Genomic DNA, 15,026 nt, shown 5'->3' on the forward strand with positions numbered 1-15,026 from the left:
GCCATGGATGTCAATTGGGCGCGCCAACTGTTTACCGTACTGGTACTCGTCAGCTTCATCCTGGTGCTTTACATCGTTTCAAACAGACGCAACAAAGCCAACTACGACGAAGCCTCGCGCAGCATCATCGACGACGACGACACCCCGCACGACAACGACAATAACAGACCCGCCCGATGACCCGTGGGCACGGAGCTAAAAACAATGAACACAACTTCACATTTCACCAGTAATTTCTGGAACTACTACATCATCGGCATCATCGTCATCAGCTTTATCGCCCTGATTTGGCTTCTGCTCTCACAGAACAAAGTCAAAGCACCGCCAAAAGGCGAAGACGTGAAAACCACCGGCCACGACTGGGACGGCATCGAAGAGTACAACAACCCCATGCCGCGCTGGTGGTTCTACCTCTACATCCTTACCTGGCTGTTCGGCATCGGCTATCTCGCCCTCTATCCCGGCTTGGGCGATTTCAAAGGCCTGCGCAACTGGACCAGCGTCGGCGAATACCAGGCCGAAGTAGAAGCCGCGCAAAAAGAATACGGGGCGATTTACGCGAAATACGCCAAAATGTCCGTAGAAGACACCGCCAAACAGGCCGAAGCCCGCACCATCGGCAAAAACCTGTTCGACACCTACTGCATCCAGTGCCACGGCTCCGATGCCAAAGGATCGCGCGGCTTCCCCAATCTTACCGACACCGACTGGCTCTACGGCGGCACACCCGACAAAATCCACGAAACGATCACCAAAGGCCGCACCGGCATCATGAAATCGTGGGGACCCGAGCTTGGCGAAGAAGGCGTGAAAGACGTGGCCAACTACGTTCTTTCCCTTTCCAAGCCGGAAGAACAGTACGACCCCCTGCGCGCCGAGCGCGGCAAAGTCCTGTTCAACGGCCCGCCCGCCAACTGCTTTACCTGCCACGGCGATAAAGGCCAGGGCGTGCGCGGACTCGGTCCCAATCTGACCGACAACGTATGGCTGTGGGGCGGCACGCAAAAAGCCATCATCGAAACCATTACCAACGGCCGGCACAACCAAATGCCCGCATGGGAAGGCTTCCTCGACAAAGACAAAATCCACCTGCTGACCGCCTACGTTTGGGGACTGTCGCATCCCGACGGCAAAGCCGCCAAAACCGACACCGAAAACGTATTGGGCGAAAAAGCCGCCAAAGCCGCTGCGGCGGCAGCGGCCGAAGCCGCCGCTGCGAAAAAAGCCGAGCCTGCGCCCGTTTCTGCGGCCGCATCCGCACCGTCCTCTGCTCCGGCCGAAACCCCAGCATCCGGCAGCAAATAGCCAACACCGCAGCAAACAGAAAAGGTATGCGCCTGCCGCATACCTTTTTTCTTTTCCAAATTGTTTCAGACGGCCTCTTTTTCGTCTTACAAACTGCGATGCAAACTCCCAAAACCGCGTGCGTTGCTGCGTGCGCTACCTAGCTTAGCGGCAGAGGCCGTCTGAAAAAGCGGAATGGCGATTTTTCAGACGGCCTTTTGCGGGCATCGGCCGCGGTTACGCCACGCGGTTTTGCGGGCGGCCTGCGGCGAAGGCTTCGATATTGGCGCAGAGGATTTCGCACATTTTGTGCCGTGCGGTGTCGCTGGCCCAGGCGATGTGGGGGGTAAGGATGAGGTGGGGCAGGTTGGCTTTGAGCAGGGGGTTGCCGTGTTGCGGCGGCTCTTCGGCCAGTACGTCCAAGCCCGCGCCGCCGAGTGTGCCGTATTTGAGGGCGGCAAGGAGGGCGGTTTCGTCGATGAGGCCGCCGCGCCCGCAGTTGATAAGCACTGCGCCGGGTTTCATGGCGCGAAGCTCGTCTTCGCCGATGAGGTGGCGGGTGGCTTCCGTGAGCGGGCAGTGCAGGGAAAGCACATCGGCCTGCCGCAGCGCGTGGTCGAAGGAAACATAGCCCGCGCGGGTGGCGGCGGCGTTTTTGCGCTCGGCAAAGACGACGTTCATACCGAAGGCGCGGGCGTAGCGGGCGAGGGTGTCGCCGATGTTGCCGCGTCCGAATATGGCGAGGGTTTTGCCGTTCAGGTCGCGTATCGGTGCGCCGAAATGGCAGAAGAAGGGCGAGTTTTGCCACAGGCCGGCGCGCAGGTCGCGTTGGTAGGCAGGCAGGTTGCGCATGAGGGCCATCATCAGCATGAAGGCATGTTCGGCCACGGCTTCGCTGCCGTAGGCGGGGATATTGCATACGGCAATGCCTGCTGCGCGGGCGGCGGCGGTGTCGATGTGGTCGCAGCCGGTGGCGCAGACGGCGATCATTTCGAGCTGCGGGTTGGCGGCAATGTGTTCGGCGGTGATGCGGACTTTGTTGGTGGCGGCGATGTGTGCGCCGGCCATGCGGGCGGCTGTGTCGGTAGGGGAGGTTTGCGCGTGTTCGGTCAGGACGTGGGGGAAGGAAAAGTCGAATATGCGGTCTGCGGGCAGGGTGGCGCGGTCGAGGAAAACGATGCGGCGGTTCATGTTTGCTCCTTGTAACGGCGGGTTGGCAAAGAAAGGGTGTGCGAGGCCGTCTGAAAAATGTCGGGGACGGATTTTGCGGCAGGAATGTGCAAGGGGGCATCTTCCGCATCGGTTTCTGCGGAGGGGAGTTTTGCAAAACTTCCGCTTGCGGCGGATGCCTGCATCGGACACCGGATGCCTTTATCCGCTAATTTTACAGATTGCTTGCTTTTTGGAATATTTTATTAACACGGCAGTATATTTCTGATTTCCGTTATTTAAATCACCATTAAAATTGCTGTTATTTTCTAAATATGAATCACTGATATAAAAGCAGAATGAAAAATTTTTATCAAAAATATATGAATATTCATATCCGCATATCGCATCTAAATCCTTTAAGTCCTCTGCTATTTCTTCCGACTTTGCCAAAAATAGCGGCAGTAAATTATTTTGGTAATTATAGTGCCTTAAAACATACAATTCCTGCAATGGGAAGACTTCTGTCAAAATGTCAGGAGAGCATGCCACTCCATCAGAGCCGTGGAACGGCCTTTTAAAGGAAAAATAAGTTTTTTCTTTTAGTGTTCCATCAGCCATTATTTTTTTACTATAAATATTTCCTCTGAAAAAATGATATATTAATCGCCGTACTATTTTTTCAGAAGCGTTTTTGCCAATAATATTTTGGTAAGAAAATTCTTTCATAATTATCCTCTTGTTATTTATTAAAGAATATGGCCTTGATTATTCCCTGAATTTGTTTGCTATTTAATATGGGGTGCATCATTCCCGACGGATTTTTCTCCTTTTTCCCAACGTTCTTGTGGCGGAACAAGGCCTGCCAATTCTGTTTTTCCTGGTTTAGGCTTGCAAACCTCATATCCTCTCTCACAATATTGTGCTGTGTACATTTTCCTACGATCCATTGCTAACCCCATATCAAGCATAAGTTTTTGCATCTGCCATACGGGCAATTCCAATATCTCCCTGCCTGTCCGTTTCCCCGACGCGCTGCCGCGCCTTAGTGTTTTTTCGCTGGGAGGCCGTCTGAAAACGGCTGCGTCGGGTCTCGGCGCGGGTAAAGCGGTTTTCGTTATGGTGGGACAATATGGAAAATATCCGCCATGCTGTTTGCACGGCAGGCAGGATGCCGCCCCGAAGTGGTGCACGGTTTCGGAATAGCTGTAAAACAAAAAATGTGTGCGTCGCTTGGGAGGATCACCCTACCTTATCATCTGCTTTTCCGTTGCCGGCTCAGGTGCTTACTTTGTATCTGGTTTCACTATAAAACGGTTGTCGGCGGTGCTGACGGTGTTTTCAGACGGCCTCATCCGTTTTGCCCGCCAGCGCGTAGGCGGCCATGGTGGCGCGGTAGATTTCGTCGTCGCCGCAGAGCTGCAGCACGCGTTCGCGCAGGGCGAGGCTGCAGCGGCGGCGCAGGGCGGGATCGGCGCAGAGTTGTTCCACGGCGGCGGCAAAGGCTGTCTGGTCGCGCACGGGGGTGCAGAAGCCGGTGGTGCCGTTTTCCACCATTTCGCAGATGCCCGCTGCGTCGTAGCTGGCGACGGCGGTGGCGTAGAGGCCGGCTTCGAGGATGTTGTTGCCCACGCCCGCGCCGTGGTCGCCCTGCAAGTCGGGGGTGTTGAGCAGGATGTCGGTGGCGGCGAAATAGGCATCGAGGTCGCGCACCGCGCCGAGGAAGCGGACGCGTTCGGACAGGCCTAAGGCTGCGGCCTGCGCTTCGAGGGCGTTGCGTTCTTCGCCGCTGCCGGCGATGTGCAGGCGCACGTCTAGGCCGCGCCGGCAGAGGAGGGAGAACGCGTCGAGCGTCAGGTGTACGGCGCGGGTTTTGTCCAGCCGCGACAGCGTGCCCAGCGCGATGTGGCTGCGCGGGGTTTTCTGCGGTGCGGCGGGGACGGCGGGCAGGGCGTTGTAGGTGTAGGCGGTGCGTGCGGCGGGGAAGCCGTGGCGGATGAGTTTTTGCTGCTCGTGGCGGCAGTTGGCGATGATGTATACGCCCAGGTGTTTGAACAGGCGGGCGATTTTCGGATAGGTGGCGGCCTGCAAGCCGCGTGCGTGGTAGAAAACGGCGGTGCGGGGGGAGGCGGCTTTGGCGGCAAGGGCGCAGGCGGGGACGATGCGCGCCATCTGGCAGTGGACGAGTGCGGGGCGTTCGCGCCGCAGCAGGCGGGCGAAAGATAAGGCGGCTTTGGCGTAGCCCGCCGCGCCGCCGTAGAAATCGAGCGGCAGCCAGCGCATACCCGCCGCCCGCGCCTGCGCTACCAGCGGGCCGTCGGAGGAAGCCAGCAGCACGTCGTGGCCGCGTGCGGACAAAAGCCGGCCGAGACGCAGACTGGCCGTTTCCGTGCCGCCCAGCCCGCTCATAGATGTGGCGAGGACGATTTTCACGGCGCATCCGCCAATTGTGTGCCGCAACCGGCATGGATTAGGGGCGGCAGGGATTTGTTCATTTGATATTCGAGCCTTCTGTCGGTTTTGATAAAGCCGGAGGAGTGTGCGCGTTCCTGACCGGGAAAAATGGCGGGTATGGTGATTTCTCCATAAGCCGCCTATTTGAAATATTTGGTTTTGGCAGCGGTTGCGCCGTGCGGAAAACCTCTTTCGGGCGGGGATGTGAGGCCGTCTGAAACGGATAAGGCCGCGTTCGGACGGCCTTATCCGTTTCAGTCCGCCCCGTCAGGCGGGATAAATTCGATCACGACATCGCAAATCCTGCCGTCCGCACCATAGCCGAAATACACGGGGTAAACTCCGTCGCCCCGGCCGGAACGGAATACCGGCACGGACAATCCGCTGCCGGGCAGGGTGAAATTCGCCCAATCGCCGTCATCGCTTTGGAGGGCAGGCTGTGCCGCATGGCTTTTTTCCAGCTCTTCTTCCAGCAAATTATCGTAGAGGTTGAAATATTCGTCCTGCGCCAGAGCAGCTTGCTCGAAGGCGGCGTAGGCTTGGAAAGTCTGCATATCCATAATCGTGGCCAGGCCTGTGTCTGTGGCGAAGCCGAAATATCCGTCTGCCTGTATCCCGTCCAAATCTTCCTGCCCCGTCAGTGCGGCGTAGTGGACAACGGGGCGGCTGTCGTCGAATTGCACGCGCACGGCGGCAATGGCGTAATCGTCTCCACCAAAATCCGCCACCATCGCCGTTATGCCGAATGTACCGGTGGGCACGGTTTGGCAATAGGGTTGCAGACGATCGGGGAAGGCCGCCGGGTCGAATGCCGCGATTTTGCCTGTGGGGAAACACACTTCGCCCATATCGATGTAGTGCAGCCTGCGCCCGCAGGCTTCGCTCTGTCCGAACACTTCGCCGTAAGGCACGGCGGGGGTCAGCAGATGTTTGACGTTTTCGTATTGCGCCAGCCATTGCGGCGTGGGGGGCGGTTTGCCCATGGTGTTGCCTCCGTTGGGAAGATGGAAAAGGACTGTTTGCGGGGCGGCGGAGCGCAAAGCGGTTTTCAGACGGCCTCAACCCGTCCGCACGGCTTTCTGCACGCCCGCAATCGATGCGATGGCCAAGACGAATCCCGCCAGCGATTTTGCGTCCACGCCCTGACCGAGAAACAGCAGGCCCAGCACAAACGCGCACACGGGGCTGAGCAGGCCGAGCGAGGAAACCACGGCGGCGGGCAGACGGGTAACGCCCCGGAAAAACAGCGCGTAGCCGAACACCGCGCCGAAGAGGCAGAGATACAGATAGCCGCCGATATTGGCTGCCGTGAACGTGTCGGGCAGGGTTTCCAGCGTGAGTGCGAAGGGTATCAGCAGCAGCCCGCCAAACAGCATCTGCCAGCCGGCAAAAGCCGCAGGCGGCAGCTTGAAATGCCAGTGTTTCGACAGGTACACGCCCAAAGACATCGAAGCCGCACCGGTCAGCGCGGCGGCAATGCCCCAGCCGTCCGTACCCGCCTGCGGCGACAGGGCCAGCAGCGCGATGCCCGCCACGCCCGCCGCCGCCCAAAACCACGCCGCTTTGGGCGGCATGGTTTTGCCGATTACCGCCGTCAGCACCAGAATCATCAGCGTCTGCGTGTAGTTCAGCACCCCCGCCAGGCCGCCCGGCAGACGGTAGGCCGATACAAACAGCATCGCCTGAAACAGCCCGATATTGAGCACGCCGAGCAGAAATATCCTGCCCCACTCGCCGCGTGCGGGCAGGCGGCGGGAACAGGCCAGCAGCAGCAGGCCGGCGGGTACGGCGCGTATCATCGCGGTGGTGAGCGGCCTGTCGGGCGGCAGAAATTCGGTCGTTACCAAATAGGTGCTGCCCCAAATCAGCGGGGCGACAGCGGTAATCAAAAGATCGCGGGTACGGATTTCGGACATATTCGGGATCCCCTGAGGTGTGTTGCGGCGTGCGTTCCCGTTTTCAGACGGCCTCCCGGAACGGCAGAGGCCGTCTGAAAACGGCTTATTCAATCCAGCGGATGACTTCTTCCGCCGGCAGACGGGTTTTGGGACGCGGCTCGGCGGCGCGGTAGCCGAAGGCGGCCATCACGGCAACTTGGCACAATTCCGGATCGATCAGCCCTTTTTCCGCCAGCAGGCGGTTGGCCTCTGCCGCGTTAAACCCTTCCACCGGCGTGGAATCGATACCGATCAGCGCGGCGGCGGTCATCATATTGGCCAGCGCGATGTAGGCCTGTTTGGCCGCCCAGTCGTCAAAGGCGCGCGGGCTTTCGCCGAGCGCGAAATCGTTGCGGGCGAAGTCTGCAAACACGCCCTCGCGTATTTGGACGGCTTCCGGCCCGAAGCCGTGGATGTCCGCCCACATTCTGCGGCGGTAGTCTTCCTGCAAAGCTGCCTGCCTGCGCGAGAGCAGCACGACAAAATGGCTGCAATCCATTTTTTCCGCCGCGCCCCACGCCGCGCCGCTCAAGGCTTCGCGCAGACCGGGATTCTGGACGACCAGGAAGCTCCACGGCTCCAGCCCGAACGAGCTGGGTGACAGGCGTGCGGCCTCCAAAATAAAATCAAAATCCTCGCGGCTGATTTTCTTGGCCGGGTCGTATTTTTTGCAGGCGTGGCGGAAACGGAAAGCATCGAGAACGGTTTGTTTGGCGGCAGACATTTTGGCAGCTCCTGTAAAAGCGGTGTTAAGAAAGGCAAAGCATAATTGCCGGCCGCCTCGCCGTCAAAGCAAACGGCACGCACGGCGGGCGGCAGAGGCCGTCTGAAAATGCCCGAACGGAATTTCGGCCGCGCCCAAACCGCGCTTTCAGACGGCCTCTTTACTTTCTTCCAAACCGCCGCCCAAACCGCCGCAAGCGCGTGCGCCGCTGTGCGGCACAACTGCTTTCATGGCAGAGGCCGTCTGAAAAGTGCCAATGTTTTTCAGACGGCCTGCTGTTTTCCCGCACCGTTCCGCGCAGGTTTTGTTGCCAAAGCGGTTCACGCGCTCTCCGCCCTAAGGCAGGGTGTGTTGCCCCAAAGGCGGCGCACGCGTTTTCAGCCGCCGCGCAGAGGCCGTCTGAAAAAACGGAAACTGCGTTTTCAGACGGCCTGTTACAGGCCGTCGGCGGCTTATTGATTTTGTCCGGCTGTGCCGCCGCCCGCGCTATAATCGGCGCACAGCAAACCACACGAAAGCCACTATGCGATTTTCCACCTTCGGTACCCGCTTTACCCGCCGCAGCGGCATCCTGCAACTGATGGACGACCTCGGCCGTGCCCTGTCCGAAGGCCGGCCGGTCAATATGCTCGGCGGCGGCAACCCCGCACACATCCCCGCCGTCGAACAGGTTTTTGCCGACACCCTGCGCCAAGCCGCCGACAGCGGAGCGGCACTCGAAAGCCTGTCCAACTACTCCACCCCGCAGGGCGACGCGCGCCTGATTGCCGCCCTTGCCGCCTACTTCCGCAGCGAATACGGCTGGGACATCGGCGGACAAAACATCGCCCTGACCAACGGCTCGCAAAACGCATTTTTCTATCTTTTCAACCTGTTCGGCGGCAGATTCGACGACGGCAGCGACAAATCCATCCTCCTGCCCCTCTCGCCCGAATACATCGGCTATGCCGACACCCATGTGGACGCGCCGCACTTCCTGTCCGTCCCGCCCCGCATCGAAGCCGCCGAATACAACGGCCGCAGCGGTTTTTTCAAATACCGCATCGACTTCGCCGCGCTGGAAAGCCTGCCCGCGCTGCACGAAGGAAAAATCGGCGCAATCTGCTGCTCCCGCCCCACCAACCCCAGCGGCAACGTGCTGACCGACGGGGAAATGGCGCGTTTGGACGCACTCGCCCGCACCCACGGCATCCCGCTGATTATCGACAACGCCTACGGCATGCCCTTCCCCGACATCATCCACGTGCCCGCCCGTCTCGACTGGCACGGCAACATCATCCTCTGTTTCAGCCTGTCCAAAACCGGCCTGCCCGGCGTGCGCACCGGCATCGTCGTTGCTGCCCCCGAAGTCGTTGCCGCCATCGGCAGCCTCAACGCCGTTACCAACCTCGCCCCCACCCGCTTCGGCGCGGCCGTTGCCGCCCCGCTGATCGAAAGCGGCACCCTGCAACGGCTCTCCGCCGAAACCATCCGCCCCTTCTACCAAAAGCAGGCCGATCTTGCCGTTTCCCTGCTCGAAAAACACTTTTCAGACGGCCTCGAAGGCCGCCTGAACATCCACCGCCCCGAAGGCGCGATTTTCCTCTGGCTGTGGTTTCCCGGCCTGCCCGTTTCCGCGCAAACCCTGTACGAACGCCTCAAAGCACGCGGCACCCTCGTCATCCCCGGCGAACCCTTCTTCATCGGCTTCGACACGGCAAACTACCCCCACGCCCGCGAATGTATCCGCATCAGCATCGCGCAGGACGGAGAAACATTGGACAAAGGCATCGCCGCCATCGCCGAAGAAGTGCGCAAAGCCTTTGCCGAAGCGGGCTGACAGCGGCAGGCCGTCTGAAAACGGATTTTCAGACGGCCTTTACCGTTATCCGGCACAAACCCGCGTGCGCCGCTGTGCGACACACCCTGCACAAATCCCGCACAGCACGCGCTCCCTGCCTTTTCATACTGAGCCGGCAGCCGTCCCTTTACCTTAACTCCGAAACACAAGGAAACCGTTATGAACAAGAAAACCCTCATCGCCGGCGCAGCCGGCATCGCACTCGCCGGCATGGTCGGCGGCAATATCGCCGCAGACAAAAAGCTGGAAAGCGCGTATCAAAACAGCTTCAACGTGCAAGACAAACGCTTCAAAGCCAACGTATCCGCATTCAATATGGGCGCGATGTCGGGCAGCGCGAAATGGACGGGCGAACTGACCGCCGATTTGTGCAGTCCCGAAACCAAATACAGCTTCCGCAGCGAAGACACCATCAAACGCGGCTTGGGCGGCTACAACGTCGTTTCCAAAATCTACGTCAAAAACCCCGACAGCGGGCAGGAAACCTATCTTTTCGACATCAACAGCCGCACCACATGGGGCGGCAGCATCAACAGCGAAATCGTTGTTCCCGCCAACAGCATCAGCGAAAAACAAAGCACCTTTGCATGGGAGCAGGCCACCGCCGCATTCACGCTCAAAAAAGAGCAAGACGGTATGCACATCAGCGACATCAAAGTCCGAATCCCCGCCATCACACTCAAAGACCCGAAATTTAACCTTGCGTTAAAAAACATCAGCTACCACGCCGATACGATTTCGTTTTCCGGCATAGCCGCAGGCAAAACCGGCGGCAAAGTGGAATCCCTTACCTTTGCCGAAACAAAAAGCAAGCCTTTCGAGATCAGCCTGAACAATCTGGAAAGCGAGGCCGAAGTCGCAGTGAAAGGCGGCAAGCTGCTTTACACCACCAGCAGCAAATTGGACAACGTGAGCTTTCAAGGTAATAAGCTGGAACAAATCCGCTACAACCTGAGCGTTAAAGACGTGGATGCCCAACCCTTTGAAAAGCTGTCAAGCGTATTGAAAGAAGCCGGCCAACGCTGCGTGCCGTACAGTGAAAACGCCAACGCCATGGAAGAATTTGCCAAAGCCCTGATGCAAACAGGCGGCACGATCGAATCCAAAGACAACCAAATCCTGTTCAACGGCAGCAAGGCAAGTGCGCAATGGGAAGCCGTCATCCCGCCCAATGTGCTGCAAGGAAACATGACCGGCGAACAAATCCAAGAGCTGGTCAAACAAGCCAAAAGCCAAGGCGAAGTCCGCATAGACAAGCAGTTTGTCCGCGAAAGCTACAAAGCCCTGGCCGGTGTAACGGGTACGCCCGCAGACGCAGGCAAAATCGAGCAAGGCGTGCAGGAGTTTGAAACAAGCATTTTGAAAATCAACGAGAGCGAATGGAAAGACACGGTGCAGGCCAAGATAGACGGCGGCCAGTGGGTACTGACCCTGAACAAAGAAGCAGGCAAACTGCCCGCCGCTTTGGACAAAGCCGCGCCGTAGCGGAGCGGTTGCGCCGTAGTTATGCACGGCATAGCAAGGCCGTCTGAAAACCGTATTTTCAGACGGCCTCTTTGTTTATAGTGAACCAATCAGTAGCATCCGTCCCGTTACATAAGCAGAATGTACCGCCAAGCGGCGTACACCTTCTTGGCCTAAGGTAGGGTGTGCCGCGTAGCGACGCACGCGTTCCCCGCCGCAGCGCGACAGGCCGTCTGAAAACGGGTTTTAACTTCGTTGAAACTGGTTTTCAGACGGCCTCACGGCTCGAATTTCTTCACCATCTGCTGCACGCGGGCGATTTGGCGGGCGTATTCGCGGCATTGTGGGCAGAGTGCCAGATGCAGGCGCAGGGTGAGCTGTTCGGGGAGGGTGAGGGGGCGGTCGGCCTGTCGTGAAATCAGGGCGGTGGCTTTGCGGCATTTTTTCACGGCTGTTCCTGTTCTTGGTGGTTGAACCATTTGGTTTGCAGACATTGGCGCAGGGCTTCGCGGGCGCGGTGCATGATGGTGTAGTAGTTGGCGGCGGTGATGCCGCAGCAGGCTTGGATTTCGGCGGCTTCCCAGTCCATGACTTCGCGCAGCATGAAGACGCGGGCGGTGTTTTCGGGCAGGTTGTACAGGCAGGCTTGGAACACGGCTTGGAATTGGCGGTTTTCAAGGTCTTGCTCGGGGGTGGCGGGGATGGCGTCGGGCAGCCAGTGGCCGTCGGCTTGGAACTGGCTTTCGTAGAGTTCGTCCAGCGTCAGCTCGGCGGGGGTTTCGGCGAAAAGTGTGTTGTGGCGTTGTTTGCGGCGCAGGTGGTCGGTGATTTTGTTTTTTAAGATGGCAAAGAGCCATGTTTTCAGGCTGGCTTCGCCCGCGTATTGGTCGCGGTGGCGGACGGCGGCGAGCAGGGTTTCCTGTGTCAGGTCTTCGGCGATGGTGTCGTCGCCGGTCTGGATACGGGCGAAGCGCAGCAGGTGGGGGTGCAGTTCGGCTAGGGCGGCATCGTCCCATGCGGCGGTCATGGCTGGCTACCGTTTTGGGGCAGGAGGATGTCTTCGTCTATCCATTGCTGCCAGCGGTCGGTGATTTGGTGCTGCCATTGCTCTGCCGGCGTTTGGGTAACTTCGGCAAGGGTGCGGCAGATTTGCGCTTGCGAAAGGGGGCTTTCGGCGGCGGCTTGCAGCAGGATTTTGTCCACGGCATCAATGGGGCGGCTGTACACGCTGCCGCTGCTGTCCTGCCATACGAGCACGGAAACGGCTTCGCTTTGCGGGTCTGGCTCATCGGCGCATACGTCAAAGGGGTAGTCGCCGAGCTGGGCGGTGTGGGACAGGGCAAAGGGGGTGTCTTCGTCCCATTCGAAGCTGAATGCCAGCGGGGCGGGGGCGGTTTCGGCTAGGAGCTGGCTGTGCTCGAAGCGCATGAGCTGCAAGGTGCTTTCAGGCAGCCTGAAACCTGTATCGGGCTGGTTTGCGCCGCTTTGGCAGAAGTCTAAAAATTCGCCGGGGATGTCTTGGAAATAGGGGGAATGGGCGCGGCCGTGGCGCAGGAAGGCTTCTTTGGCGGCCGCCCATTGTTCTGCTGCCGTGTGGGCGGCGGCTTGGGGGTAGCAGCGTTCGATGAAGCTGTTGATGTTGTTGCGCACGAGGCGGGTGTACACGGCAAGGCGTTCGGGGGGCAGTCCGTCTGCGTGTCCCTGCCGCACGGCGCGGGCCAGTATTTCTTGAAATTCGGCGGTGGGGGTTTCAGGCTGCATAGACTTGTTGCTCCTCGATGGCGGCGGCTTGGATGTCGGCGATGGTTTGTACTTCAGCTTCCAGCTCGGCAAAGGCGGGGAAGTTGAAATCGCGTTCCAGCAGGGTGGGCGGAATGTGTGCCATGCGGCTGTATGCGGCGGCAAGCAGGTCCCATACGTTGTCTTTGACGGGCGCGCCGTGGGTGTCAATCAGGATTTGCGGGTTTTCGTCGTCGTGGCCGGCGATGTGGATGTAGTCCACGCGCGCCATGTCCACGGTGTCCAGAAATTCCATCGGCGGCAGCAGCCCGTGGTTGACGCTGTTCACATAGATGTTGTTGATGTCCAGATGGATGCCGCAGTCTGCTTCGCGGGCAACGGCGTTGAGAAACTGGGCTTCGTTCATTTCTGCCAAGGGCGGATGGAGGTAATAGGAGGTGTTTTCTATGGAGATGCGGCAGCCGAGAAAGTCCTGCACTTGGCGGATGCGTTCGGCGGTGTGGCGGATGCTGTCGGCGGTGAAGGGCAGCGGCAGCAGGTCGTAAAGGTGGCCGCCGAGGTCTTGGCAGTAGCTGAGGTGGTCGGAAAAGAAGGTGCAGCCGTATTGGCGCATCATGCTTTTGATACCGGCGAGCAGTTCCATATCCAGCGGTGCAAGCCCGCCTAGGGAAAGGGACAGCCCGTGCAGCGCGAGCGGCAGGCGTTCCACGGCTTCGTCAAAGCGGCGGCGGGCGGCTCCGCCCATTTTTATCCAGTTTTCGGGCGCGGCTTCGATGAAATCGATGGGGCTTTCGGGGGAAAGGTTGGTGAAGTGGTCGGCCAAATCGCGGCGGTAGCCGAGCCCTGCGCCGTGTAGTGCGTTCATATCGGATTCCTTTGTATTTGTATTGGTATGGTCGGCGTTTTCAGACGGCCTTTTTGTTATACGGGGGCTTGGGGGGTTTCAGGCTGCCCTAACTGCCCCAAACGGCAGAGGCAGCCTGAAAACGGGTTCAGCAGGATGCGTTTAGTGGGAACCGCATTTGCCTTCGCCACATTTGCCTTCGGCAGCTTTGGTTTTGGCCGCTTTGCCGGTGGCACCGCATTTGCCTTCGCCGCATTTGCCTTCGCCGGCTTTGGTTTTGGCTGCTTTGCCGGTGGCGCCGCATTTGCCTTCACCGCATTTGCCTTCGGCAGATTTGGTGTGGGTTTGGGTTTTCACGGTTTTACCGGCAGCCATGTCTTTTTGTGCAGGTGCTGCGCAGGCAGCTTGTGTACCCAATGCCAACAGTGCGCCGGCCAATGCGATTGCAGAAGATTTTTTCATAGTTTTTACTCCATGTAGTAGTTGATTAAAAAGAATACGGAGCCTGAAAAACGCCCGGCTCCGTTAGGGCGTAAAACTTTTATTTGTTGCGATGGCGGCATTGGCTGCGGTGGCGTTGCCACAGGTTGTCCAGCGACAGCGCACCTGCGCCTTGTCCAATCAGCGGCAGCAGCATCACGATATAGATGAGTGCCAGCTTGTAGCCGCCCTGCCCCACGTTGTAGCCGTTGCCCGCGTGGACGGCATACCACGCCACGGCGGTCAGCGCGGTCAGCGCAAGGGCGGAAAAGCGGGTAAACAGCCCCAGCACCAGCAACACGGGAAACACCAGCTCGGAACACATCGCCATATTCCAGTTCAATTCGGGCGGCAGTTGCGAGAAAGGAAAAGGAAATTCGGACTGGATGTCGGCAAACCAGTTGCTGCCGTTGAATTTTTCCCAGCCTGCTTCAAAAAACTCGTAAGCAAGCAGCAGGCGGAGACCGAGCAGCCCGACGGCTTGTCCGATAACGGTGTATTGGTCTGCATTTTTTGTATCAGCGTTTTTTAGAATAGAAGTAGGGTTCATAACTGTCTTTCTTGTGTAATGATTTTCTTCATGCCCCAGTAGACGGATGCCGCCGCATTTTCTTACGCCCGATGGCAAAAAATTTTGTTATCTGTTGTTTTAACTAGAAATTTTCTTTTAATTTTTTTGTTTTACGGTTTTCAGCCTTGCGGGGCGGCTGCCGTTTAATTCAACTGGCAAAGCGGATTTTTCGGCAGACTGCTGCGGCTAGGTCGAATTTATTGCGGAGCGGGACGGGTTTGGCGGAGGGTATTCGGGTTTTCCTATCGCAGAGGCCGTCTGAAAGTGCGCACCACCCCATGCGGGCTGTACTTGTTTTTGCATGGCAACTACATATTTTTATATTTTTCCAGATAGGCGGTATGAAAATTCGACGGGCGGAGTTGTGTGAACATACTTATCGAAAATCTGTAACAATTTCACATTTTTAAGTCCGAATTCATGTACAAGGCAAAACATTTTGTCTAGAATTAACCTTATCGGGTATTTTGGATTGCCCGAATTTGGCCTAAACGTTTTATAGAAAGATAGACAATATGAAAAAACCGATTCTGACAGCC

General features: G+C 58.2%; 17 protein-coding genes and 1 pseudogene. 5 read left to right on the top strand and 13 right to left on the bottom strand.

The genetic code is table 11. The features are described 5' to 3' along the window. The first annotated feature begins 3 nt into the window (after positions 1 to 3). Together DYE40_RS04025 and ccoP are read left to right on the top strand one after the other, a co-directional pair. Positions 4 to 180, top strand: a complete 177-nt coding sequence (locus DYE40_RS04025; protein ID WP_115307840.1) for a cbb3-type cytochrome oxidase subunit 3 — start codon at positions 4 to 6, stop codon at positions 178 to 180. 24 nt (positions 181 to 204) lie between these two features. After that, positions 205 to 1,281, top strand: a pseudogene (ccoP, locus tag DYE40_RS04030) (cytochrome-c oxidase, cbb3-type subunit III); the annotation flags it as partial. A gap of 240 nt (positions 1,282 to 1,521) precedes the next feature. Here the strand turns inward: ccoP and DYE40_RS04035 are convergent. The 7 genes from DYE40_RS04035 to DYE40_RS04060 all read right to left on the bottom strand — a co-directional run bounded on the left by DYE40_RS04035 (position 1,522) and on the right by DYE40_RS04060 (position 7,548). Next, positions 1,522 to 2,475 (bottom strand): D-2-hydroxyacid dehydrogenase, encoded by a 954-nt coding sequence (locus DYE40_RS04035; RefSeq protein ID WP_115307841.1) that lies wholly within the window; start codon positions 2,473 to 2,475, stop codon positions 1,522 to 1,524. A 180-nt stretch (positions 2,476 to 2,655) separates the two neighbouring features. Then, a complete protein-coding gene (locus DYE40_RS04040) occupies positions 2,656 to 3,162 on the bottom strand; it encodes a hypothetical protein (protein ID WP_147286573.1) in 507 nt (168 codons plus the stop codon). A gap of 59 nt (positions 3,163 to 3,221) precedes the next feature. Continuing rightward, a complete protein-coding gene (locus tag DYE40_RS12205) occupies positions 3,222 to 3,437 on the bottom strand; it encodes a hypothetical protein (protein WP_147286574.1) in 216 nt (71 codons plus the stop codon). Positions 3,438 to 3,774: 337 nt separating this feature from the next. After that, on the bottom strand, positions 3,775 to 4,866 hold the full coding sequence (locus DYE40_RS04045; protein WP_115307843.1) for a glycosyltransferase: 1,092 nt from the start codon (positions 4,864 to 4,866) through the stop codon (positions 3,775 to 3,777). Between the two features lie 275 nt (positions 4,867 to 5,141). Then, entirely contained in the window at positions 5,142 to 5,870 is a 729-nt protein-coding gene (locus tag DYE40_RS04050; protein WP_115307844.1) for a DUF4241 domain-containing protein, read from the bottom strand. Between the two features lie 75 nt (positions 5,871 to 5,945). After that, positions 5,946 to 6,803: an EamA family transporter gene (locus tag DYE40_RS04055; RefSeq protein WP_115307845.1), complete on the bottom strand. Its 858-nt coding sequence runs from the start codon at positions 6,801 to 6,803 to the stop codon at positions 5,946 to 5,948. Positions 6,804 to 6,888: 85 nt separating this feature from the next. Next, entirely contained in the window at positions 6,889 to 7,548 is a 660-nt protein-coding gene (locus DYE40_RS04060; RefSeq protein WP_115307846.1) for an NAD(P)H-dependent oxidoreductase, read from the bottom strand. A gap of 45 nt (positions 7,549 to 7,593) precedes the next feature. Between DYE40_RS04060 and DYE40_RS12210 the strand changes: the two genes are divergently transcribed. The 3 genes from DYE40_RS12210 to DYE40_RS04070 all read left to right on the top strand — a co-directional run bounded on the left by DYE40_RS12210 (position 7,594) and on the right by DYE40_RS04070 (position 10,873). Further along, positions 7,594 to 8,007, top strand: a complete 414-nt coding sequence (locus tag DYE40_RS12210; RefSeq protein ID WP_147286575.1) for a hypothetical protein — start codon at positions 7,594 to 7,596, stop codon at positions 8,005 to 8,007. Positions 8,008 to 8,071: 64 nt separating this feature from the next. Next, the gene (locus tag DYE40_RS04065; RefSeq protein WP_115307847.1) at positions 8,072 to 9,367 is read left to right on the top strand and encodes a valine--pyruvate transaminase; all 1,296 of its coding nucleotides are present in this window, start codon (positions 8,072 to 8,074) and stop codon (positions 9,365 to 9,367) included. 180 nt (positions 9,368 to 9,547) lie between these two features. Then, positions 9,548 to 10,873, top strand: a complete 1,326-nt coding sequence (locus DYE40_RS04070) for a DUF945 family protein (protein ID WP_115307848.1) — start codon at positions 9,548 to 9,550, stop codon at positions 10,871 to 10,873. A gap of 257 nt (positions 10,874 to 11,130) precedes the next feature. On the opposite strand, the gene DYE40_RS04075 is transcribed toward DYE40_RS04070, so the two are convergent. The 6 genes from DYE40_RS04075 to DYE40_RS04100 all read right to left on the bottom strand — a co-directional run bounded on the left by DYE40_RS04075 (position 11,131) and on the right by DYE40_RS04100 (position 14,466). Beyond that, positions 11,131 to 11,301 (bottom strand): zf-HC2 domain-containing protein, encoded by a 171-nt coding sequence (locus DYE40_RS04075; RefSeq protein ID WP_115307849.1) that lies wholly within the window; start codon positions 11,299 to 11,301, stop codon positions 11,131 to 11,133. Further along, the gene (locus DYE40_RS04080) at positions 11,298 to 11,879 is read right to left on the bottom strand and encodes a sigma-70 family RNA polymerase sigma factor (RefSeq protein ID WP_115307850.1); all 582 of its coding nucleotides are present in this window, start codon (positions 11,877 to 11,879) and stop codon (positions 11,298 to 11,300) included. The genes DYE40_RS04075 and DYE40_RS04080 overlap by 4 nt, the downstream gene beginning before the upstream one ends. Next, positions 11,876 to 12,613 carry an HvfC family RiPP maturation protein gene (locus DYE40_RS04085; RefSeq protein ID WP_115307851.1) on the bottom strand — a complete coding sequence of 246 codons (738 nt, stop codon included), beginning with the start codon at positions 12,611 to 12,613 and terminating at the stop codon, positions 11,876 to 11,878. The genes DYE40_RS04080 and DYE40_RS04085 overlap by 4 nt, the downstream gene beginning before the upstream one ends. Next, positions 12,603 to 13,457 (bottom strand): HvfB family MNIO-type RiPP peptide maturase, encoded by an 855-nt coding sequence (locus tag DYE40_RS04090; RefSeq protein ID WP_115307852.1) that lies wholly within the window; start codon positions 13,455 to 13,457, stop codon positions 12,603 to 12,605. The genes DYE40_RS04085 and DYE40_RS04090 overlap by 11 nt, the downstream gene beginning before the upstream one ends. A 141-nt stretch (positions 13,458 to 13,598) precedes the next feature. Continuing rightward, positions 13,599 to 13,898 (bottom strand): HvfA family oxazolone/thioamide-modified RiPP metallophore, encoded by a 300-nt coding sequence (locus DYE40_RS04095; RefSeq protein WP_115307853.1) that lies wholly within the window; start codon positions 13,896 to 13,898, stop codon positions 13,599 to 13,601. A gap of 79 nt (positions 13,899 to 13,977) precedes the next feature. Next, the gene (locus DYE40_RS04100) at positions 13,978 to 14,466 is read right to left on the bottom strand and encodes an HvfX family Cu-binding RiPP maturation protein (protein ID WP_115307854.1); all 489 of its coding nucleotides are present in this window, start codon (positions 14,464 to 14,466) and stop codon (positions 13,978 to 13,980) included. Positions 14,467 to 15,026: the final 560 nt, after the last annotated feature.

It is taken from the genome of Kingella potus (assembly GCF_900451175.1).
Classification (GTDB): Bacteria; Pseudomonadota; Gammaproteobacteria; order Burkholderiales; family Neisseriaceae; genus Neisseria; species Neisseria potus.